This window comes from Komagataeibacter melomenusus, from assembly GCF_013155395.1.
Classification (GTDB): domain Bacteria; phylum Pseudomonadota; class Alphaproteobacteria; order Acetobacterales; family Acetobacteraceae; genus Komagataeibacter; species Komagataeibacter melomenusus.
The window spans coordinates 17,197-36,631 of record NZ_JABJWC010000037.1 but is presented as its reverse complement, the minus strand read 5'-3'; the positions used below and the strand labels follow the sequence as shown (position 1 = coordinate 36,631).

Genomic DNA, 19,435 nt, shown 5'->3' with positions numbered 1-19,435 from the left:
CCCGTGATGGCGGCCCCCGTGGCGGCCCCTCGTGTCGAGCATGCCGTGGCGGGGCTGCCCGCCCGCCATGCCGATCCGGCAGCCCCGCATGACGGGCTGGCCCGCGCCATGGCCCAGATCGAGCCGCGCGCACCCGTGCATGCCCCCGACCACGCCCGCCTGCCCGAGCAGCGCATGGCCACGGCCGAGCCGGTGCACCTGCCGCCCAGCCCGCATGAGAGCATGATCGCCCCTGCCCGCATGGCCGCGAGCTACCGCCCGCGCAGCCCGGACATAGCCGAGGCGGCATGGCACCCCACCGCCGCACCCCGCATGGGAGGCAGTTCACTGGGCACGCCGCATGTGACAAGCCTGCCGCCGCCGGTGCCTGTCAGCAACTGACCGTCTCTCCCCTACCGGCCCTGTAGCCCGGAACCCGCATGCCAGACCCTTTTCGCAACCAGCCAGACAAAGGTGGACAGGCTCCCCCCGGGGGGAGCCTGCGCACGCTTATGGCGCAGGACCGCATGCATGCGCGCCTTGTGGTCGTGGCCGGGGGGTTCTGCCTGCTGTTTTCAGCCATTGCGCTCAAGCTGACCCTGGCCACGATCATCAACCCCCTGCCGCCACAGCAGCAGCAGATCGCGCCACAGGTGCCCCCCATCCCCAAAAGCGACCCCAAGGGGATGATCGCGGGCGATGTGGTGCTGCCGCAGGTGCACCGGGCCTCGGTCACCGACCGCAACGGGCAGGTGCTGGCCATGTCGCTGCCGGTGGCCCAGGTCTATGCCAACCCGCAGGAAATGATCGACGCGAGCGATGCCGCCCACCGGCTCAAGCACGCGCTGCCCAGCCTGGACGAAGCCGAGACGAAGCGCCGCCTGTCGCTGAACAAGCAGTTCGTCTATCTGGCGCGTGACATCTCGCCCGCGCAGGAACTCGCCATCAACAACCTCGGCATTCCCGGCATCTATTTCGAGCCCGGCGAGCGCCGCCGCTACCCCATGGGCCGCGTGGCCGCCCACATCCTGGGCGGCGTGGATATCGATGATCATGGCGTGGCCGGCATCGAGCGGTATTTTGACAAGCGCCTCGACAGTGACAGCCAGCCCCTGCGCCTGTCGCTCGACGTACGGGTGCAGACCGTGGTGCATGACGAACTCCAGGCCGCTATGGACATGTTCCAGGCCATCGGCGCCTGCGCCATCGTGATGGACGTGCATACCGGCGAGATCATCACCATGGTCAGCCTGCCCGATTATGACGCCAACGACTTTGGCCGCGCCGCCGCCGATGCCCGCTTCAACCGCGCCGTGACGGGCATGTACGAACCCGGCTCGACCTTCAAGCTCCAGACCGTGGCCATGGCGCTGCAGGAAGGCGTCGCCCATATCTGGGACAGTTTTTCGAGCACGCCCATCAAGATCGGCCGCTTTACCATCTCGGACATGAAGAACGACCACTTCGCCCCGTGGCTGTCGCTGCCCGAGGTCATGGCCTATTCCTCCAACCCCGCTGCCGCCCATATCGCGCTCGATGCGGGTGCCACCCGCCAGCAGGAGTGGCTGCGCAGGATGGGCTTCTTCTCGCGCGTGCCGATCGAACTGCCCGAGGCCGGGCGGCCCATCATCCCGTCGGTGCATAACTGGGGGGTATCGACCACCATGACGGTGGCATTCGGCCATGGCGTGGCGGAGCCACCGCTTTCCATCGTGCGCGGCACGGCGGCCACGGCCAATGGCGGCTTCCTGCTCCGGCCCACCCTTGTCGCGGCGGACAGCCCCGCCACGACGGATGCACCCGCTGATGCCGATGCCGCCATGCCCGCGGATGCGGAGCGCCTGATCTCGGCCGCCAATTCCGATATCCTGCGCAGGATCCTGCGCCTCGACGTGGCCAAGGGCACGGGGCAGAAGGCGGAATCACCGGGCTATTACGTGGGCGGCAAGACCGGCACGGCGGAAAAGATCGGCGCGCATGGCGGCTACCTCAAGCATGTCAACGTCTCGGCCTTTACCGGCATCTTCCCCATGAACGCGCCGCGCTACGCCATCTACGTCATGCTCGACAGCCCCAAGCCCACCGCCCAGACCCATGGCTGGACCACGGCAGGGTGGAACGCGGCCCCCACCACGGCCCACATGATCACGCGCATTGCCCCCATGCTCGGGCTGTTCCCCGATACGCAGCATGAAGCCGCAATCGAGGCTTCGCTGGCCATTCCCATGCGGCCTGCCATACCGCGTGGCTACCGCGCGTTGGGGCCGGGCTATGACCCCGGCACGGCCAAACTGCATGAGCATGAGCATGAAACCGCGCCCCATGCCACACGCCCCCATGCCGCGCGTGACGTGACCGAGGCAACACCCGCCAGCCATGCCCTGCATGCCCGCAATGAAGCCGGGCCCGCGCCCGCCCACCACCAGCACGAGCGGGGATGACACGCATGAACCTGACCGAACTCCTGCACCGCGCGGGCGTGGAGGCCTTGCAGCCCGTGCCTGCCGCCGGTCCTGTCAGCGCCATCACGGCAGACAGCCGCGCAACCGGGCCTGGCGTGATCTTTGCCGCCCTGCGTGGCACGCGGGCGGATGGGCGGGCGTACATACCGCAGGCCGTAGCCAATGGCGTGGCGGCCGTACTGGTGCAGGCCGACCCCGATTTCGTGCCGCCGCCGGGGGTTGCCTGCGTGCAGGTGGCGGATGCACGCCGTGCCGTGGCCCTGATCGCGCGGGCGCTCGCCCCCCGCCTGCCCGCCCACATCGCAGCCATTACCGGCACCAACGGCAAGACCAGCACGGCGGAATTCCTGCGCCAGATCTGGACGCTGGAAGGAATGCAGGCCGCCACCATCGGCACGCTGGGCGCGGTGGCCCCATGCCCGCTGCCCGATTGCGGCCCCGTGCTCACCACGCCCGACAGCGTGGGCCTGATGCGCCTGCTTGGCGCCATGGCGGCGGGCGGTGTGGAGCATGTCGCCATCGAGGCGTCATCGCACGGGCTTGAGCAGCGCAGGCTGGATGGGCTCACGCCCTATGCCGCGGGCTTCAGCAACCTCACCCACGACCATCTGGACTATCACGGCACCACCGCGCATTACCGCATGGCCAAGCTGCGCCTGTTCGACACGATCCTGCCCGAAGGGGGCATCGCCGCCATCAATGCGGACATGGACGGCGAGACCTGCGCCGCCGTGCGCGCCATTGCACGCAGCCGCGCCCTCGTGCTGCGCACCACCGGCATGCAGGGCGAGACCCTCCGCCTGCTCTCCGTTCGCGCCACCCCCACGGGGCAGGACCTGCGCATCGCCACCCCATGGGGGCAACACGAGATCAGCATCAATCTGGTCGGCCGCTTCCAGGTTGATAACCTGCTCATGGCCGCGGCCCTGTCCGGCCGCGCGGATGATGCGCCCGCGCGCGCCCTTGCCCTCCTGCCCCGGCTGCAGGGCGTGCGTGGCAGGCTGGAGCGCGCCGCCGTGCTGCCGGGCGGGGCGGCCGCCTATGTCGATTTTGCCCACACGCCCGATGCCATTGGCCGCCTGCTGCACTCGCTGCGCCCCCACACGCCGGGCAGGCTGGTGATCGTGATGGGGGCTGGCGGCGACCGCGACCGGGGCAAGCGACCCGTGATGGGCGCCACCGCCACGCAGTTGGCCGATACCGTGATCGTGACCGATGACAACCCGCGCAGCGAGCCGCCCGCCGCCATTCGCGCCGCCATCATGGCGGCCAGCCCCGGCGCCATCGAGATCGGTGACCGCAGGCAGGCCATTGCGGCGGGGCTGGACATGCTGGGCGCAGGCGACGTGCTGGTGGTGGCGGGCAAGGGCCATGAACAGGGGCAGATCGTGGGTGATGCGGTGCTGCCATTTGATGATGCCACGGCGATCCGTGGCCTGACGGGGACTGAATGACAGTGCTATGGAGCCGCGCGGACCTTGAGGCCGCGACATCGGGGCGTTTTCCATCATCTGGCGCAGGGGTCATTGCGGGCACCGGCGTCTCGATCGATACCCGCACGCTTCAGCCTGGCGATGTGTTCATTGCGCTGATTGGCGAGAACAGCAACGGGCATGCGCATGCCGCCGCCGCCCTTGCCGCGGGTGCTGCCGCCGTGGTGGCGCACGAGCCCTGCGGCGATGATCCGCGCATCCTGAAGGTGGAGGACACGCTGGCCGCCCTGCAGGGCATGGCCCGCTTTGCCCGCGCGCGTTTTGCGGGCCGCATGCTGGCCGTAACAGGCAGCGTGGGGAAGACCTCGGTCAAGGACATGCTGCATGCAGCACTGGGCGCATGCGGGCCGACCCATTGCGCCGTGGCATCCTATAACAATCACTGGGGCGTGCCGCTCACGCTGGCGCGCCTGCCCGCGGCAAGTGCCTATTGCGTGTGCGAGATCGGCATGAACCACCCGGGCGAGATCGCGCCGCTCGCCGCCATGGTGCGGCCCGACGTGGCGGTAGTGACCACGGTGGCTGCATCGCATCTGGGGCTGATGGGCAGCATCGATGCCATAGCCCAAGAAAAGGCGGAACTCCTGCTGGCCCTGCCTGCGGGGGGCATTGGCGTCATTCCCGCCGGGATTGCGGGAAATACCCATTTTGAACGCAACGCCACCCATGTCGGGGCCATGCTGTGGCGCGTGGGCACGACGCCGGAGTGCACCGCGCGGGCGGATGACGTGGCGCAGGATGCGCATGGCAGCACCTTCAGCCTCACGCTGCCGGGCTGGCGGGGCGTGGCACGCGTCAACGCGCCGGGCCGCCACATGGCTGAAAACGCCATGCTGGCGCTGGCGGCAGCACATGCGGCGGGCGCGGACATGGGCCGGGCCGTGGCGGGCCTTGCCACCTTCCGCCCCGGTGCCGGGCGGGGCGCGCTTGCAAAGGTGATGCATGACAATGTTGCCCTGCTTGATGAGAGCTATAATGCCTCACCGGCGTCTGTCCGCGCCGCACTCGACCTGCTCGGGCTGGTTGCCACGGGGCGGCGCATCGCCGTGCTGGGCGACATGCTTGAACTTGGCACGTTTGCGCGGCATGAGCATGCCTCCCTTCTCCCTGCCGTCCGCGCGAATGCGGATGCTGTCTTCTGTTGCGGCCCGAATATGAAAATACTTTTTGACAGCCTGCCTCCTGCCCTGCGGGGCGCCTGGGCGCCTGATTCCACCACGCTTGCCCCCCTGGTGCGCGCTGGCCTGCGCGCGGGTGATACGGTCATGGTCAAGGGCAGCCTTGGCAGCCGCATGCGCCATGTCGTAGCCGCCCTGCAGGCCGATGATGCCCCGGTGGGACCGGCCTGATGCTCTATGACCTGTTCGAGCACCATGCCGCGGCCCATACCTCCGTGCTCAACCTGTTCCGCTACATCACGTTCCGCTCGGGTGCTGCCTGCCTGACCGCGCTGGTCATCAGCCTGTGCCTGGGCAACCCGCTGATCGCGCAGTTGCGCCGCATCCAGCGCGGGGGCCAGCCCATCCGCAAGCTCGGGCCGGAACGCCACCTGATTGAAAAGGTCGGCACCCCCACCATGGGCGGCGTGCTGATCCTGCTCTCGCTGTTCGGCTCGACCCTGCTGTGGGCGGACCTGACCAACGGCTTCGTGTGGGCGGTCATGCTCACCACGGCGGCCTTTGGCGCGGTGGGCTTTGCCGATGACTACCTCAAGCTCTCGCGCCGCAATACCGATGGCGTGTCCAAGCGCATGCGGCTGGGCTGCGAGTTCGGGGCCTCGCTGATCGGCGGCATCTGGCTCGAGCACATGATGCCGCCCGACCTTGCCAACCACCTCGCCTTTCCGTTCGTCAAGGACCTGCTGGTACCACTGGGCTATGCCTTCCCGCTCTTTGCCATGATCACCATCACCGGGTTCGGCAACGCCGTGAACTTTACCGACGGGCTGGACGGGCTGGCCATCGTGCCGGTCATTGTGGCAGCCCTCGTGTTCGCGCTGATTTCCTACCTGGTGGGCAACCATGTGTTTGCCGACTACCTGCAACTGCACGCCGTGCCCGGCACGGGCGAACTTGGGGTGTTCTGCTCCGCCCTTGTGGGCGCGGGGCTGGGCTTTCTGTGGTTCAACGCGCCGCCTGCCGCCGTGTTCATGGGCGATACCGGCTCGCTTGCCCTTGGCGGGGCGCTGGGTGCGGTGGCTGTTGCGGTCAAGCATGAACTGGTGCTGTGCATCGTGGGCGGGCTGTTCGTGGTGGAAACGTTTTCGGTCATCATCCAGGTGTTCTGGTACAAGCGCACCGGGCGGCGCGTGTTCCTGATGGCGCCGCTGCACCACCATTTCGAGAAAAAGGGCTGGGCGGAATCCAAGATCGTGATCCGGTTCTGGATCGTATCCATCGTGCTGGGGCTGTGTGGTCTGGCCACGCTGAAACTGCGGTGAGCGCCACCTTCCCCCCCACCCTGTTCGCAGGCCACCATTATGGCGTGGCGGGCCTTGGCCGTAACGGCAATGCCGCCGTTGCCGCCCTGCTGGCCATGGGCGCGAGCGTGCAGGCGTGGGATGACCGGGCCGAAGCACGCGCGGCCCTTGCCGCCCACCCGCGCCTGAAGGTTGCGCCATTTGCCAACATGCTGGGGCTGGCGGGGCTTGTGCTCTCGCCCGGCATTCCGCACCACCTGCCCAGCCCGCACCCGCTGGCCACCATGGCGAAGGATGCGGGCGTACCGATCCTGTCGGATGCCGAACTGCTGTTCCGCGCGGTGCGGGCGGCAGGCAGCCGGGCGCGCTTTGCGGGCATTACCGGCACCAATGGCAAGTCCACCACCACCGTGCTGCTGGCGCATATGCTGGCCTGTGGCGGCATACCGGTGGCAGCCGGTGGCAACCTTGGCCCGGCGGCACTCAGCCTGGCGCTGCTGCCTGATGATGGCGTGTACGTGCTGGAAATGTCATCGTACATGCTCGAGCGGCTGGAGCGGCTGCATTTTGATGCCGCCTGCCTGCTCAACCTCACCCCCGATCACCTCGACCGGCACGGCGACATGGCAGGCTACACGCGGGCCAAGATGCATGTATTCGACCATCAGGGGCCGGGCGACCTGGCCGTGCTGGGTGCCACCCTGCCCGATTACGCCAGCCTGAACCGCCTGCTTGCGCCAACCCGCGCCACCGTGGCGTGCATCAGCGGCGCGGACATCGCGCAATGCGATTTCTACTGCACGCCGCACGCGTTGTGCGACCGCCATGGCGTGATTGCCGACCTGGCCCACGTGCCCGACCTGCCCGGTACCCATAACCGCGAGAACGCGGCCGCAGCCACGGCCATGGCGCTGCATCTGGGCCTGCCACGGGCTGCGGTGGAGGGCGCGCTGCGCAGCTTCAGCGCGCTGGACCACCGGCAGAAAACGGTGGGCAGCGTGGAGGGCATCCGCTTCATCAATGACAGCAAGGCCACCAATGCCGATGCCACGGCCCGCGCGCTGGCCTGCCATGAGCGCATGGTGTGGATTGCGGGCGGCACGGCCAAGGCGGGCGGGATCGAGCCGCTTGCGCCGCTGTTCGGGCGGGTGGCGCTGGCGCTGCTGATCGGGCGCGACGCGCCGGTGCTGGCCCGAACGCTGGCGCAGCATGACGTGCCCTGCCGCATTGTCGGAACCCTGGAGCGCGCCGTGCCCGAGGCGCGTGAGGCCGCCCGCGCGCTGGGCGTGAACACGGTCATGCTCTCGCCCGCCTGCGCCAGTTTTGACCAGTTCAGCGGTTTTGAAGCCCGGGGCGCGCGGTTTGCCGAACTGGTGCACGCCCTTGCGGCAGGCCCGGAGGGCACCGCCGCGCAATGAGCAACCTGTCGCGCATAAACACCTCGCATCTGGCGCGATGGTGGCGGAGCATCGACCGGGTCACACTGATCTGCGTGTGTATCCTGATCGGGTTCGGCTATATCCTGATGCTGGCGGCAAGCCCGGCGGTGGCGGTGCGCATTGGTGCCTCGCGCGATATGTTCATTTTCAAGCAGGTCGTCTTCCTGCTGCTTGCGGCGGTCATCGTGTGCGCCACCTCGCTCCTTTCGCTGCGCGGGGTGCGGCTGGTGGGGTGGATCGGCTTCGTGCTCGCCCTTGGCGCGACCTTCCTCACCCTTGTGCATGGCATCGAGATCAAGGGCGCGCGGCGGTGGATCGCGCTGCCCATGATGTCGGTCCAGCCCTCGGAATTTCTCAAGCCCTTCTTTGCCGTGGTCACCGCCTGGCTGCTGACCGAGCGCAGGACACGCACATATCTGCCCGGCCTGCTGGTGGCGCTGGGGCTGTTCGCGCTCGTGCTGCTGCTGCTCAAGTCGCAGCCCGATATCGGCATGCTGAGCGTGATCACCACCGTGTTCCTGGCACAGCTCTTTGTGGATGGGCTGAGCCTGTTCCTGGTCGGCGCGGGGGTTGCCAGCATGGTGGCGGCGTTTATTGGCGCGTATATGGTGTTTCCGCATGTGCGTTCGCGCGTGGAGCGCTTCCTGCATCCGGCCGTGGGTGACCATTACCAGATCGACACGGCGCTCCGCGCCTTTGGCAATGGCGGCCTGCTGGGGCGCGGGCCGGGTGAAGGACGGGTGAAGGACCTGCTGCCCGATGCGCATGCCGATTTCGTGTTTGCGGTCGCGGGCGAGGAATTCGGCATGCTGGTGTGCCTGTTCATCATCGGCGTATTCGCCACCATCGTCATCCGCACCCTGCTCAAGCTGCTGCGCGAGAACGATCCCTTCATTGCGGTGGCAACCGCGGGGCTGGTCACCGGCTTCGGGCTGCAGGCCTTTGTCAACATGGGCTCGACGCTGCACCTCATCCCGACCAAGGGCATGACGCTGCCGTTCATTTCCTATGGCGGCTCATCGGCCATGTCGGTGGCACTGACCATCGGGCTGGTGCTGGCGCTGACGCGCAACCGGCCCAACGAGAACCGCTTCGGGCAGTTTACGCCAGCCCCTGCTCCCGCACCGAGAGGATCGTCATGACCCAACACTGCATTGCCGTGGCGGCCGGGGGCACCGGCGGCCACTTCTTCCCTGCCGAGGCACTGGCCTGCGAACTGGTGCGCCGGGGTCATGACATCATGCTCATGACCGACCAGCGCGCGGGCGAGCGCGACACGGGCGTGTTTGCAGGCCGTCCGCAATTCGTGCTGCCCGGTGCCGGCATTGCCGGGCGCGGGCTGGTGCGGGCCAGCCGGGCGGCACTTGCGCTGGCGCGGGGCACGGTGCAGGCACGCGGCATTATTGGCCGCCTCCGCCCTGCCGCCATCATCGGCTTTGGCGGCTACCCCTCCGTGCCGCCGCTGCTTGGCGGCAGCCTGCTGGGCAAAAGCCACCGCCCGCTGCTGTTCATCCATGAAGGCAATGCCGTGCTGGGCAAGGCCAATGGCTTCCTGGCCGCGCGCATGGATGGCATCGCCACGTCCTTCCCCACGGTGGCGGGCGTGCCCGCGGGCGTACCCACAACGCTGACCGGCATGCCGGTGCGCCCTGATATCGCGGCACTGGGCGGGGAAGGCTATGAACCCTCCAACGGCGTGCTCAACCTGCTGGTGTGGGGGGGCTCGCTGGGCGCGCGCGTGTTCAGCGACGTGGTGCCCCCAGCCCTTGCCGCCCTGCCGCCAGCACTCCGCGCGCGGCTGCAGGTAACCCAGCAGGCCCGCGCGGAAGATGTCGAACGCGTGCAGGCCGCCTACAGGGCGGCGGGCATTCCCGCCACCATTGCCCCCTTCCTTGATGACGTACCCGGCCTGCTGCGCGCGGCCCATCTGGTGATTGGCCGCGCAGGTGGCTCATCGGTAGCGGAACTGACGGTGGCGGGCCGCCCTGCCGTGCTGGTGCCGCTGCCCATTGCCGCGCGCGATGAACAGGGAGCCAATGCGCAGGCGCTGGTTGATGCGGGGGCGGCGTGGATGATCCGCCAGCCCGATTTCACCACCCCCGCGCTCACGCAGCGCCTGACCACCCTGTTGGCTGACCGCGACCTGCTGGCCCGCACGGCGCAGGCCGCGAGCCGCCTTGGCCGCCCCGATGCCGCCCGCCTTCTGGCCGATATGATAGAAGCCCGCTTGCCTGACACGCCCCGCACCGCTTAATTCCCGGCAGCGCGAATACGGAGACCTGAGTAGATGAGAGCCCTGCCCCTTTCGATTGGCACCATTCATTTCGTCGGCATTGGCGGAATTGGCATGTCCGGCATTGCCGAAGTGCTGCACATGCTTGGCTATGCGGTGCAGGGCTCCGACATTGCCGAGAGCGCCAATGTCGCCCGCCTGCGTGCCTCCGGCATTCCCGTCACCATCGGCCATGACGCAGCCAACCTTGGCGGGGCGCAGGTGGTGGTCACCTCCACCGCGGTCAAGCGCGACAACCCCGAGGTGGTGGCCGCGCGCGCGCGCCTAATCCCGGTGGTGCGCCGGGCCGAGATGCTGGCCGAACTCATGCGCCTGCGCTGGTCGGTGGCTGTTGGCGGCACGCATGGCAAGACCACCACGACCAGCCTGGTCGCCGCCGTGCTCGAGGCAGCCAGGCTTGACCCCACGGTCATCAATGGCGGCATCATCGAGGCATACGGCACCAACACCCGCATGGGCTCGGGCGACTGGATGGTGGTCGAGGCCGATGAGAGCGATGGCTCGTTCCTGCGCCTGCCCTCGGTCATTACGGTAGTCACCAACATGGACCCCGAGCACCTCGACCACTGGGGCACGGAAGAGGCGATGCAGGCGGCGTATGACCAGTTTGTGTCGAACATTCCGTTCTACGGCTTTGCCGTGCTGTGCATCGACCACCCTGCCGTGCAGCAGATGATCCCGCGCCTGTCCGACCACCGTATCATCACCTACGGTTTCTCGCCCCAGGCCGACGTGCGCGCCGAGAAGGTGATTACCGACAAGCTGGGTGCGACCTTCGAGGTCGTGATCACCAACCGCAACCGCAACCGTTCGCGCCGGGCCGGGCCGTTCCGCCTGCCCATGCTGGGCCACCACAACGTGCAGAACGCGCTGGCGGCCATTGCGGTGGGCACCGAGATGGAAATCGACGATGCCACCATCCGCTCGGCCTTTGCCGCCTTCCGTGGCGTCAAGCGCCGCTTCACCCGCACGGGCGAGACCGGGGGCATCACCATCATCGATGATTACGGCCACCACCCCGTCGAGATCGCCGCCGTGCTCAAGGCGGCACGGCAGGCGGGGGCTGGCAACGTGATCGCGGTAATGCAGCCGCACCGTTATTCGCGCCTGAAAAGCCTGTTCAACGAGTTCTGCACCTGCATGAACGACGCGGGCACGGTCATCATCGCCGATGTGTATGCCGCCGGCGAGCAGCCGATCGAGGGCATTGACCGCGATGCGCTGGTCGAGGGGCTGCGCGAGCGCGGGCACCGCTCGGTCGTGCCGCTGCCAGGGCCGGAGCACCTGGCGGAAATGATCAACGCCATCGCCCGCCCCGGTGACTTCGTGGTATGCCTTGGCGCCGGCAGCATCACCAACTGGGCGCAGGCGCTGCCCGCGCAGCTTGCGGACCTGCAGGGCATTGCCCATGCCCCTGCCCAGAAGGCGGATGCCCATTCATGACCGCTGACCCCGCCATCTCCCTGCCGCAATGGGCGCAGGTTCTGGCCACGGACGCATGCCGCCCCCGTGGCCGCCTGACCCCGCAGGCCGCCCTTGGCCCGCGCACATGGTTCCGCGTGGGGGGGGCTGCCGAACTTCTGTTCCAGCCCGCCAGCGCCGAGGACCTGGCGCAGGTGCTGGCCCGCCTGCCGCTTGAGGTGCCGGTGCTGGCGCTGGGCGCATGCTCGAACGTGATCGTGCGCGATGGCGGGATTGACGGGCTGGTCATCCGCCTCGCCCGTGGTTTTTCAACCATCCGCCGCGATGGGGATGGCCTGATCGTGGGGGCTGCCTGCCTGGACATGACCGTGGCCGAGCATGCGGCTGAAGCTGGCCTGGCGGGGCTTGAATTCCTGGCGGGCATTCCCGGCTCGATCGGCGGGGCGGTGGCGATGAACGCAGGCGCCTACGGCTCGGACATGGCCACCGTGCTGGACTGGGTGGAAATCGTGACCCGCGATGGCGGCCTGCTGCGCCTGCCTGCCGCCTCGCTTGATTTTGGCTACCGCCATGCCACCCTGCCGCCGCAGGCCGTGGTGGTGCGCGCACGCCTCAATGCGCAGGAAGCGCCGCCTGCTGTCATCCGCCAGCGCATTGACGAGATCCGCACCGCACGCGAGGGCGCCCAGCCGGTGCGCGCGCGCACGGGTGGCTCCACCTTCCGCAACCCCGCTCCTGACGAATCGGGGCGCAAGGCGTGGGAACTGATCGATGCCGCGGGCTGCCGCGGGCTTGTGGTGGGCGGCGCCCAGATCAGCGAGAAGCACTGCAACTTCATGCTCAACACCGGCACAGCCACCGCCGCCGACCTCGAGCGGCTTGGTGATGTCGTGCGCCAGCGCGTGCAGGACCATACGGCGGTCACACTGCGGTGGGAAATAAAGCGCATCGGGCGGCCCGCCCCCCATGACACGGGAGAAGACACATGAAACGCCGCCGCATCTGCGTGCTGATGGGCGGCCTCTCCGCCGAGCGCGATGTCAGCCTCGATAGCGGGCGCAACGTGGCCCAAGCGCTGCGCAGCCTGGGCCATGACGTGCACGTCATCGACCCCGGCGCCGACCTGCTGGCCCTGGTGGGCGACCTGCAGGCCAGCCGCCCCGACGCCGTGTTCAACGCCCTGCATGGGCGCTTTGGCGAGGACGGATCGATTCAGGGCATACTGGACTGGATGGGCATCCCCTACACCCATTCCGGCGTGCGAGCCTCGGCTACCGCCATGGACAAGGAGGCCGCGCGCGCCGTGTTTGCTGCAGCCGGCCTGCCCATCGCCACCGGCCTGTGCCTCACCCCCGCCGAACTCGAACCCGCCGACCCGCTGCCCGCGCCCTACGTGGTCAAGCCGCTCAATGAGGGGTCATCGGTAGGCGTGGAGATCATCCGCGCGGGCAGCAACCGCCGCGCCGCGGTCGCCCAGGGCTGGACATTCGGCACCCACATGCTGGTGGAGGAATACATTCCCGGCCGCGAACTGACCGTGGGCGTGCTGCACGACCGCGCCCTGACCGTAACCGACATCACCCCCACCGGCAGCGGCCCCGCCTTTTATGACTACCAGGCCAAATACGCCGCTGGCGGCTCATGCCACGAACTGCCCGCGCGCATCCACCCCGCGGCTTTCGCGCAGGCATGCGAACTGGCGCTGGCCACCCATCGCGCACTGGGCTGCCGGGGGGCAAGCCGCACCGATTTCCGCTATGACGACACGGCAGGCGGCGACAGGCCCGGCCGCCTCGTGATCCTGGAGACCAACACCCAGCCGGGCATGACCCCCACATCGCTGCTGCCCGAGCAGGCCGCCGCCTGTGGCATGGACTACGCCACGCTGTGCCAGTGGATGATCGACCAGGCGACCTGCCGTACATGAGGCGACCGACCGACAGCGGCGACCGCCCATCAAGGCTGTCGATCTTCCTGCGCCGCCAGAAACGCCTGATCCGCCCGGCCCTGCTGGTGCTGGTGCTGGCCGGGCTGGTGGCAGGCGGCGTCACGGCACTGCGCCATGTCGGCTCGGACCCGCGCTTTGCGGCACTCAGGGGGCGGATCATCAACATGCTGCCGCTGCGCGTGACCGAGATTGACGTGACCGGCTGCGTGCTGACCAGCGAAAGCGCGCTGCAGGAGGCGCTGGGCGTGCGCACGGGGGATTTCATTCTCGGCTTTTCGGTCAAGGCGGCGCGCGAGCGCATCGATGCGCTGCCCTTTGTCGATCATTCCGTGGTCGAGCGCCACCTGCCGGGCACCATCCTCATCCACCTGTTCGAGCGCCAGCCCTTTGCCGTGTGGCAGAATCACGGACATTTCATGCTGATCGACCGGGCAGGCAACCAGGTGCGCGACAAGGGCATGACCGGCAAGGATGCCGAGGCCTTCCGCCAGTTGCCGCTCGTGGTCGGGCCTGATGCCAATCTCGCCGCCGCCGCCATGATCGATGAACTCACGGCCCAGCCCGAGGTGAGCAGCCATGTCGTGGCCGCAGCCCGCGTGGGGCAGCGGCGATGGAACCTGACGCTGCGCAACGGCACGACCATCCTGCTGCCCGAGGGGCAGGAAGCCGCAGCACTCAAGCGCCTTGCACAAATGCAGGAAACCATAAAAATACTCGACCGGCCCGTTATCGCCATAGACATGCGCCTGCCAGACCGCCTGATCATCCGTGAGAACCCCGTGACGCCGAATGACAACAATGGACCAGACCAGAGCGACAGCCCGCCACAGGCGGCCCCCACGGGCGATCCGGCACCCACGCAGCCATGGCTTTCCCCCGATAACGGCCTGAGACGGAGGCGGGCATGACGTATCCAGTGCCGGGGCCGGTCAGGACGACCCTCCCCGCAACACGCACGACCACACCGGCACCCCCTGCGGTGCCAGCCATCAGGGGGCCTGCCGCCCCTGCCCGCGTGCCCCGCCCGCGCGCGCCCGCAACCCTTGTGCCCGCTGCCGAGCGCATGCCCACGCGCAAGCTGCGCACCGGGCCGTTCAGCGTGCTTGATATCGGCTCGACCAAGATCGTCTGCCTGATCGGGCGCGGCGAGCCGGACAATACCATCCGCATCCTTGGCCATGGCTGGCGGCGCTCGCACGGGGTGCGCTCGGGTGGAATCGTGGACCTGCGCGAGGCGGAATCGGCCATCCGCAACGCCGTGGCCCAGGCGGAGGACATGGCGACGGAGCGGCGCGATTCGATTTTCGTCAACCTGTCATGCGGCCACCCCGAGAGCCGGCACATCAACGCGCGCTGGCCCATTGGCGGGCGCGAGGTTACCCAGGGCGATGTCAGCCGCATCATTGCCGAAGGGCGGCTGCGCGCCATATCGGAAGGGCGCTCGGCCATCCATACCCTGCCGCTCGACTATGCGGTGGATGACACGCAGGAGGTGCTCGACCCGCGCGGGCACCTGTGCGACCTGCTCTCGGCACGGCTGCATGTGATCGATGCCAACACCACGGCGCTGCGCAACCTCGAGGCCGTGCTCTCGCGCGTGGAACTCAAGATCGCGGGCATGGTGTCCTCGCCACTGGCCTCGGGGCTTGCGGTGATGAGCGAGGACGAGCGCAACCTCGGCGCAACCGTGGTGGACATGGGCGGCGGGCTGACCTCGATCGGGATATTTGGCGAAGGCAGGCTGCTGCACACGGCCACGATTCCGGTGGGGGGGCTGCATATCACACGCGATATTGCGCAGGGGCTTTCCACCTCGATCGACAGTGCCGAGCGGCTCAAGACCATGTATGGCTCGGCCGAACTGCTGGCAGGCGACGATAACGAGCCCATCCTCGTGCAGTTGATTGGCGACAACGACCATCATTATGTCAGAATTTCACGCTCAAGGATTGTCTCGATCATACATCCCCGCGTGGAGGAAACCTTGGAAATGATACGTGACAGGCTGGAAATGGCAGCCGTAGGGCCTGCGGCCGATGGGCGCGTGATCCTGACGGGCGGCGGCTCGCTGCTTGAGGGAATCGGCCCCATGGCCGCGCGCATCCTCAACCGGCAGGTGCGCCTTGGCCGCCCGCGCCGCATTGTGGGCCTGCCTGAAAATTCAGCCACGTGGCCCATGTTCTCCACCTCGGCCGGACTGCTGGCCTGGGCTGCGGGCGCCGCCGATGAAATGGGCGAGCCCGACACCCGCGATGCCCGCCCGGGCGGCCTTGTAAGACGTTTTGTGGATTTCATACGTGATAGGGTATGATCTTGCACCGAAACCCTTTATTGTACTTTTGCCGTTAGTATGCCCGCACGCCTACCCCCATCCATACGGGAGCCCAGCATGACCCTCAACCTGACCATCCCGCAGCAGAATCATTCCGATTTCACCCCGCGCATTACAGTGATCGGGGTTGGCGGCGGTGGTACCAATGCGGTGGACAACATGATCCAGTCGCAGTTGCAGGGCGTGGAATTCATTGTTGCCAACACGGACGCCCAGCAGCTTTCGCACAGCAAGGCCGATCGCCGCATCCAGCTTGGCCCGCACCTGACGCAGGGCCTCGGCGCGGGTGCCAAGCCCGAGATCGGCCGCGCCGCGGCGGAGGAAGCATGCGATGAACTCTCCCGCCACCTTGATGGCGCGCACATGGTGTTCATCACCGCGGGCATGGGCGGCGGCACCGGCACGGGGGCGGCCCCCGTCATTGCCCGCATGGCACGCGAGCGCGGCATCCTGACCGTGGGCGTGGTGACCAAGCCCTTCATGTTCGAGGGCATGCGCCGCACCAAGTCGGCCGAGGCGGGCATTGCGGAACTGCAGCAGTTCGTGGACACGCTGATCGTGATCCCGAACCAGAACCTGTTCCGCATGGCCAATGAGAGCACGAGCTGGCGCGATGCCTTCAAGATGGCGGACAACGTGCTGTACATGGGCGTGCGCGGCGTGACCGACCTCATGATGGCGCCGGGCCTCGTCAACCTCGATTTTGCTGATATCCGCACCATCATGGCGGAAATGGGCAAGGCGATGATGGGTACGGGCGATGCCGAGGGCGACAACCGCGCCATTGCCGCCGCCGAGGCCGCGATCTCCAACCCGCTGCTTGAAGATACCTCGATGAAGGGCGCGCAGGGCCTGCTCATCAACATCACCGGCGGCGAAGACCTGACCCTGTTCGAGGTAGACCAGGCGGCCAACCGCATCCGTGAGGAAGTGGCGGAAGACGCCAACATCATCTTCGGTTCAGCCATCGATACCTCGCTCAATGGCAAGATCCGCGTCTCGGTCGTGGCCACGGGCATCGACAATCCGCCGGGCCGCGTCGCCCCCCAGCCTGCCGAGGCAGCCGAGCCCGCAAGCCCGGCGCAGCCCGCGCCGGAAGCGACCACGGCACCTGTGCCCCCCACCACGGCACAGGCCACTGCACCGCAGGCGCCGCCCGCGCCGCCGCTACAGCACCCTGCCGCCCCCCGGCCCGGCCAGCCCCCGGCACCGGGTGCCGGGCAGCGCCCGATTGGCGCCGCGCCACGCGCGCCATCCCCGCATGCCGTGCCGCCGCAGGCGCAGCGTGGCTCGCCGCGCTCGCCCCTGTTTACGGAAAACGCCAGGCCGCAGGCGCCTGAGCCGCAGGCCGCCCCCCGCAGCCTGTTCGGCATCGTGACCGGGGCACTGCGCCGCCATTCCACCCCGCCCCAGCCCGAGGCGCCGCAGCCGCAGCGCACCGAGCCTTCGGTGCAGCAGCAGCAGCCGGCGCAGCCCCCCGCCCCGCCTGCGCCGGGCGGCACCACGCAGCCTGATGACGGGGGGCTCGATATCCCCGCCTTCCTGCGGCGCCGTTCGCACTGACCCTACCCTGGCGCGGCCCCACGAGGCCGCGCCAGTTCCTTGCAGACAGGTAACAATAGGCAATAATCCTTGACTGTTCCGACGGGGAACAAGGCGCTAGCATGATGTCATGCCAGTTACCGCGAGTTCCCCCACCTTCCCGTCAAGGATACAGGCAATGAACGGCATGGTGCCGCCCGCACACTTCCCCTTCATGCCGCCATCGAGCCATGATGGGCAGATGCAGCATACACTGAGCCAGCCAATCAGCAGCGTGGGCACGGGCCTGCATACGGGCGCGCGAATCAGCCTGCGCCTGTCGCCCGCGGCAGAGAATACCGGCATCGTTTTCCACCGCACCGACAGTACCATGCCCCCCGTCGCCGCCCGTTATGACACGGTCGTGGATACCCAGTTGAGCACGGTGCTGGGCCACGGGCCGCAGGGCGCGCGCATTGCCACGGTGGAACACCTGATGGCGGCACTCGCGGGCTGTGGCATCGATAACGTGCTTGTCGAGGTGGATGGGCCGGAAATACCGGTATTTGACGGTTCAGCCGCCGAGTTCGTGTTCCTGCTCGAATGTGCGGGCCGCAGGCGGCAGGACAGCCGCCGCCAGCACATTCATGTCCTGCGGCCCGTGCGGGTGGAAGACGGCGATGCGTTTGCCGAGCTGCTGCCCGCAACGCAGCCGGGGCTGGCCATCGACATTTCCATCGACTTCCCCGCCGCCGCCATAGGCCAGCAGCGCTATGCGATGCAGGTTGACGCCACCCTGTTCCGCCAGCATCTGAGCCGGGCGCGCACCTTCGTGCTCCAGCCCGAGATCGAGCACCTGCACGCCATCGGGCTGGCCCAGGGCGGCTCGCTCGACAATGCCGTGGTGGTGGATGGCGCCAGCGTGCTCAACCCCGCAGGCCTGCGCCACCCCGATGAATTCGTGCGCCACAAGGTGCTTGATGCGATTGGCGACCTGTATCTGGCCGGCGGCCTGATCGAAGGGGGCTTCAGGGGGCACAAATCGGGGCATACCCTCAATAATCGCCTGTTGCGCAAGCTGTTTGCCGAAAAGACGAACTGGCATATGGCCCCTGCGGGCGCGCCCGTAGCCCAGCCCTGCACGCAGGCCGCATGATGAAGGGGCGCGAAATCCGCACGCGGAGACTTCACCCACACCCGGCACATGATATAAAGCTCCCGTAACTGGAAGAGCTGGCATGTCCGCACGCATATCACAATCCACTTCACAGCCTTCGCGCAGCCCCCGCCAGGCGGCACGCTGGCTGGCGTTCCTGCCCCTGGCGGGCCTGCTGGCGGCATGCGGCAACAGCGCAAGCGCCATTAACGAGCGCGCGCCGCGCGTCGGCTCGGCCGAGACATTGTATAACAACGGCGTCGATGCCCTGCGCTCGGACCGCTACCTGCTCTCGGTCAACCAGTTCGACACGCTGCAGCGCAACTACCCCTACTCCCAGTACACGGCCAATGCGCAGTTAATGGAAGGGTATGCCAACTACCTGCTCAACAAATACCCCGAGGCCGTGCAGCAGCTTGACCGCTTTCTGGAACTGCACCCCACCAGCACCGATGCCGCCTATGCCTTCTACCTGCGCGCGCTATGCTATTACGAGCAGGTTGCCGACGTGCAGCGTGACCAGCAGGGCACCATCGAGGCCATGGACGCGCTGGAAGAAGTGATTACCCGCTTCCCCCAGAGCCCCTATTCGCGTGATGCGCAGCTCAAGATCGATCTGTGCCGCGACCATCTGGCGGGCAAGGAAATGCTGGTGGGGCGCTACTACCAGCAGCAGAACGACTTCCCCGCCGCCGCCGGGCGCTACCAGCGCGTGGTGCAGGATTTCCAGACCACCAACCATGTGCCCGAAGCCCTCGAGCGGCTGGTCGAGGTATATCTGGACATGGGCCTGCTGGAACAGGCCCGCAAGACCGGCTCCGTGCTGGCCTACAACTACCCCAGCAGCAAGTGGTACGAGGATGCCTACGAGCATCTGCGCGCCCACCACCTGATCAAGGGCGTGGACAGCAAGGACAACAAGCAGGGACGCAACGCGCTGCAGCGTGCCTGGCACTCGATTTTCTGATTTC

At 67.7% G+C, this 19,435-nt stretch carries 15 protein-coding genes and 1 pseudogene; all 16 read left to right on the top strand.

Annotated elements, in window-relative coordinates; translation table 11 throughout:
* Nucleotides 1–381 (top strand): annotated as a pseudogene (locus tag HNW77_RS13115) (cell division protein FtsL); the annotation flags it as partial.
* 38 nt (nucleotides 382–419) lie between these two features.
* Nucleotides 420–2,420, top strand: a complete 2,001-nt coding sequence (locus tag HNW77_RS13110) for a peptidoglycan D,D-transpeptidase FtsI family protein (RefSeq protein ID WP_408886843.1) — start codon at nucleotides 420–422, stop codon at nucleotides 2,418–2,420.
* Between the two features lie 5 nt (nucleotides 2,421–2,425).
* Nucleotides 2,426–3,895, top strand: a complete 1,470-nt coding sequence (locus HNW77_RS13105) for a UDP-N-acetylmuramoyl-L-alanyl-D-glutamate--2,6-diaminopimelate ligase (RefSeq protein ID WP_172158168.1) — start codon at nucleotides 2,426–2,428, stop codon at nucleotides 3,893–3,895.
* Complete coding sequence (locus HNW77_RS13100) at nucleotides 3,892–5,283, top strand: UDP-N-acetylmuramoyl-tripeptide--D-alanyl-D-alanine ligase (RefSeq protein WP_172158166.1); 1,392 nt, start codon at nucleotides 3,892–3,894, stop codon at nucleotides 5,281–5,283. Before HNW77_RS13105 ends, HNW77_RS13100 begins: the two co-directional genes overlap by 4 nt.
* The gene (gene mraY, locus HNW77_RS13095; protein ID WP_172158164.1) at nucleotides 5,283–6,374 is read left to right on the top strand and encodes a phospho-N-acetylmuramoyl-pentapeptide-transferase; all 1,092 of its coding nucleotides are present in this window, start codon (nucleotides 5,283–5,285) and stop codon (nucleotides 6,372–6,374) included. The genes HNW77_RS13100 and mraY overlap by 1 nt, the downstream gene beginning before the upstream one ends.
* Nucleotides 6,371–7,771 carry a UDP-N-acetylmuramoyl-L-alanine--D-glutamate ligase gene (gene murD, locus HNW77_RS13090; protein ID WP_172158163.1) on the top strand — a complete coding sequence of 467 codons (1,401 nt, stop codon included), beginning with the start codon at nucleotides 6,371–6,373 and terminating at the stop codon, nucleotides 7,769–7,771. Before mraY ends, murD begins: the two co-directional genes overlap by 4 nt.
* Complete coding sequence (locus HNW77_RS13085) at nucleotides 7,768–8,934, top strand: FtsW/RodA/SpoVE family cell cycle protein (protein WP_172158161.1); 1,167 nt, start codon at nucleotides 7,768–7,770, stop codon at nucleotides 8,932–8,934. The genes murD and HNW77_RS13085 overlap by 4 nt, the downstream gene beginning before the upstream one ends.
* Complete coding sequence (murG, locus tag HNW77_RS13080; protein WP_172158159.1) at nucleotides 8,931–10,046, top strand: undecaprenyldiphospho-muramoylpentapeptide beta-N-acetylglucosaminyltransferase; 1,116 nt, start codon at nucleotides 8,931–8,933, stop codon at nucleotides 10,044–10,046. Before HNW77_RS13085 ends, murG begins: the two co-directional genes overlap by 4 nt.
* Nucleotides 10,047–10,079: 33 nt before the next feature.
* A complete protein-coding gene (gene murC / locus HNW77_RS13075; RefSeq protein WP_172158157.1) occupies nucleotides 10,080–11,528 on the top strand; it encodes a UDP-N-acetylmuramate--L-alanine ligase in 1,449 nt (482 codons plus the stop codon).
* Complete coding sequence (gene murB / locus HNW77_RS13070; protein WP_172158156.1) at nucleotides 11,525–12,496, top strand: UDP-N-acetylmuramate dehydrogenase; 972 nt, start codon at nucleotides 11,525–11,527, stop codon at nucleotides 12,494–12,496. Before murC ends, murB begins: the two co-directional genes overlap by 4 nt.
* Nucleotides 12,493–13,434, top strand: coding sequence for a D-alanine--D-alanine ligase (locus tag HNW77_RS13065; RefSeq protein WP_172158154.1), 942 nt, complete (start codon nucleotides 12,493–12,495; stop codon nucleotides 13,432–13,434). Before murB ends, HNW77_RS13065 begins: the two co-directional genes overlap by 4 nt.
* Nucleotides 13,431–14,363 (top strand): cell division protein FtsQ/DivIB, encoded by a 933-nt coding sequence (locus HNW77_RS13060; protein ID WP_172158152.1) that lies wholly within the window; start codon nucleotides 13,431–13,433, stop codon nucleotides 14,361–14,363. The genes HNW77_RS13065 and HNW77_RS13060 overlap by 4 nt, the downstream gene beginning before the upstream one ends.
* Entirely contained in the window at nucleotides 14,360–15,766 is a 1,407-nt protein-coding gene (gene ftsA, locus HNW77_RS13055; RefSeq protein WP_172158151.1) for a cell division protein FtsA, read from the top strand. Before HNW77_RS13060 ends, ftsA begins: the two co-directional genes overlap by 4 nt.
* A 78-nt stretch (nucleotides 15,767–15,844) precedes the next feature.
* On the top strand, nucleotides 15,845–17,350 hold the full coding sequence (gene ftsZ / locus HNW77_RS13050; protein WP_172158149.1) for a cell division protein FtsZ: 1,506 nt from the start codon (nucleotides 15,845–15,847) through the stop codon (nucleotides 17,348–17,350).
* 157 nt (nucleotides 17,351–17,507) lie between these two features.
* Nucleotides 17,508–18,464, top strand: a complete 957-nt coding sequence (gene lpxC, locus HNW77_RS13045) for a UDP-3-O-acyl-N-acetylglucosamine deacetylase (RefSeq protein ID WP_172158174.1) — start codon at nucleotides 17,508–17,510, stop codon at nucleotides 18,462–18,464.
* An 82-nt stretch (nucleotides 18,465–18,546) separates the two neighbouring features.
* On the top strand, nucleotides 18,547–19,431 hold the full coding sequence (locus HNW77_RS13040; protein WP_172158148.1) for an outer membrane protein assembly factor BamD: 885 nt from the start codon (nucleotides 18,547–18,549) through the stop codon (nucleotides 19,429–19,431).
* The last annotated feature ends 4 nt before the right edge of the window (nucleotides 19,432–19,435 follow it).

Excerpts from the sequence above, each read along its gene's own strand:
- HNW77_RS13110 (WP_408886843.1), top strand. The coding sequence starts at position 420 with ATGCCAGACCCTTTTCGCAACCAGCCAGACAAAGGTGGACAGGCTCCC.
- HNW77_RS13105 (WP_172158168.1), top strand. The coding sequence starts at position 2,426 with ATGAACCTGACCGAACTCCTGCACCGCGCGGGCGTGGAGGCCTTGCAG.
- HNW77_RS13100 (WP_172158166.1), top strand. The coding sequence starts at position 3,892 with ATGACAGTGCTATGGAGCCGCGCGGACCTTGAGGCCGCGACATCGGGG.
- mraY (WP_172158164.1), top strand. The coding sequence starts at position 5,283 with ATGCTCTATGACCTGTTCGAGCACCATGCCGCGGCCCATACCTCCGTG.
- HNW77_RS13085 (WP_172158161.1), top strand. The coding sequence starts at position 7,768 with ATGAGCAACCTGTCGCGCATAAACACCTCGCATCTGGCGCGATGGTGG.
- murG (WP_172158159.1), top strand. The coding sequence starts at position 8,931 with ATGACCCAACACTGCATTGCCGTGGCGGCCGGGGGCACCGGCGGCCAC.
- murC (WP_172158157.1), top strand. The coding sequence starts at position 10,080 with ATGAGAGCCCTGCCCCTTTCGATTGGCACCATTCATTTCGTCGGCATT.
- murB (WP_172158156.1), top strand. The coding sequence starts at position 11,525 with ATGACCGCTGACCCCGCCATCTCCCTGCCGCAATGGGCGCAGGTTCTG.
- HNW77_RS13065 (WP_172158154.1), top strand. The coding sequence starts at position 12,493 with ATGAAACGCCGCCGCATCTGCGTGCTGATGGGCGGCCTCTCCGCCGAG.
- HNW77_RS13060 (WP_172158152.1), top strand. The coding sequence starts at position 13,431 with ATGAGGCGACCGACCGACAGCGGCGACCGCCCATCAAGGCTGTCGATC.
- ftsA (WP_172158151.1), top strand. The coding sequence starts at position 14,360 with ATGACGTATCCAGTGCCGGGGCCGGTCAGGACGACCCTCCCCGCAACA.
- ftsZ (WP_172158149.1), top strand. The coding sequence starts at position 15,845 with ATGACCCTCAACCTGACCATCCCGCAGCAGAATCATTCCGATTTCACC.
- lpxC (WP_172158174.1), top strand. The coding sequence starts at position 17,508 with ATGAACGGCATGGTGCCGCCCGCACACTTCCCCTTCATGCCGCCATCG.
- HNW77_RS13040 (WP_172158148.1), top strand. The coding sequence starts at position 18,547 with ATGTCCGCACGCATATCACAATCCACTTCACAGCCTTCGCGCAGCCCC.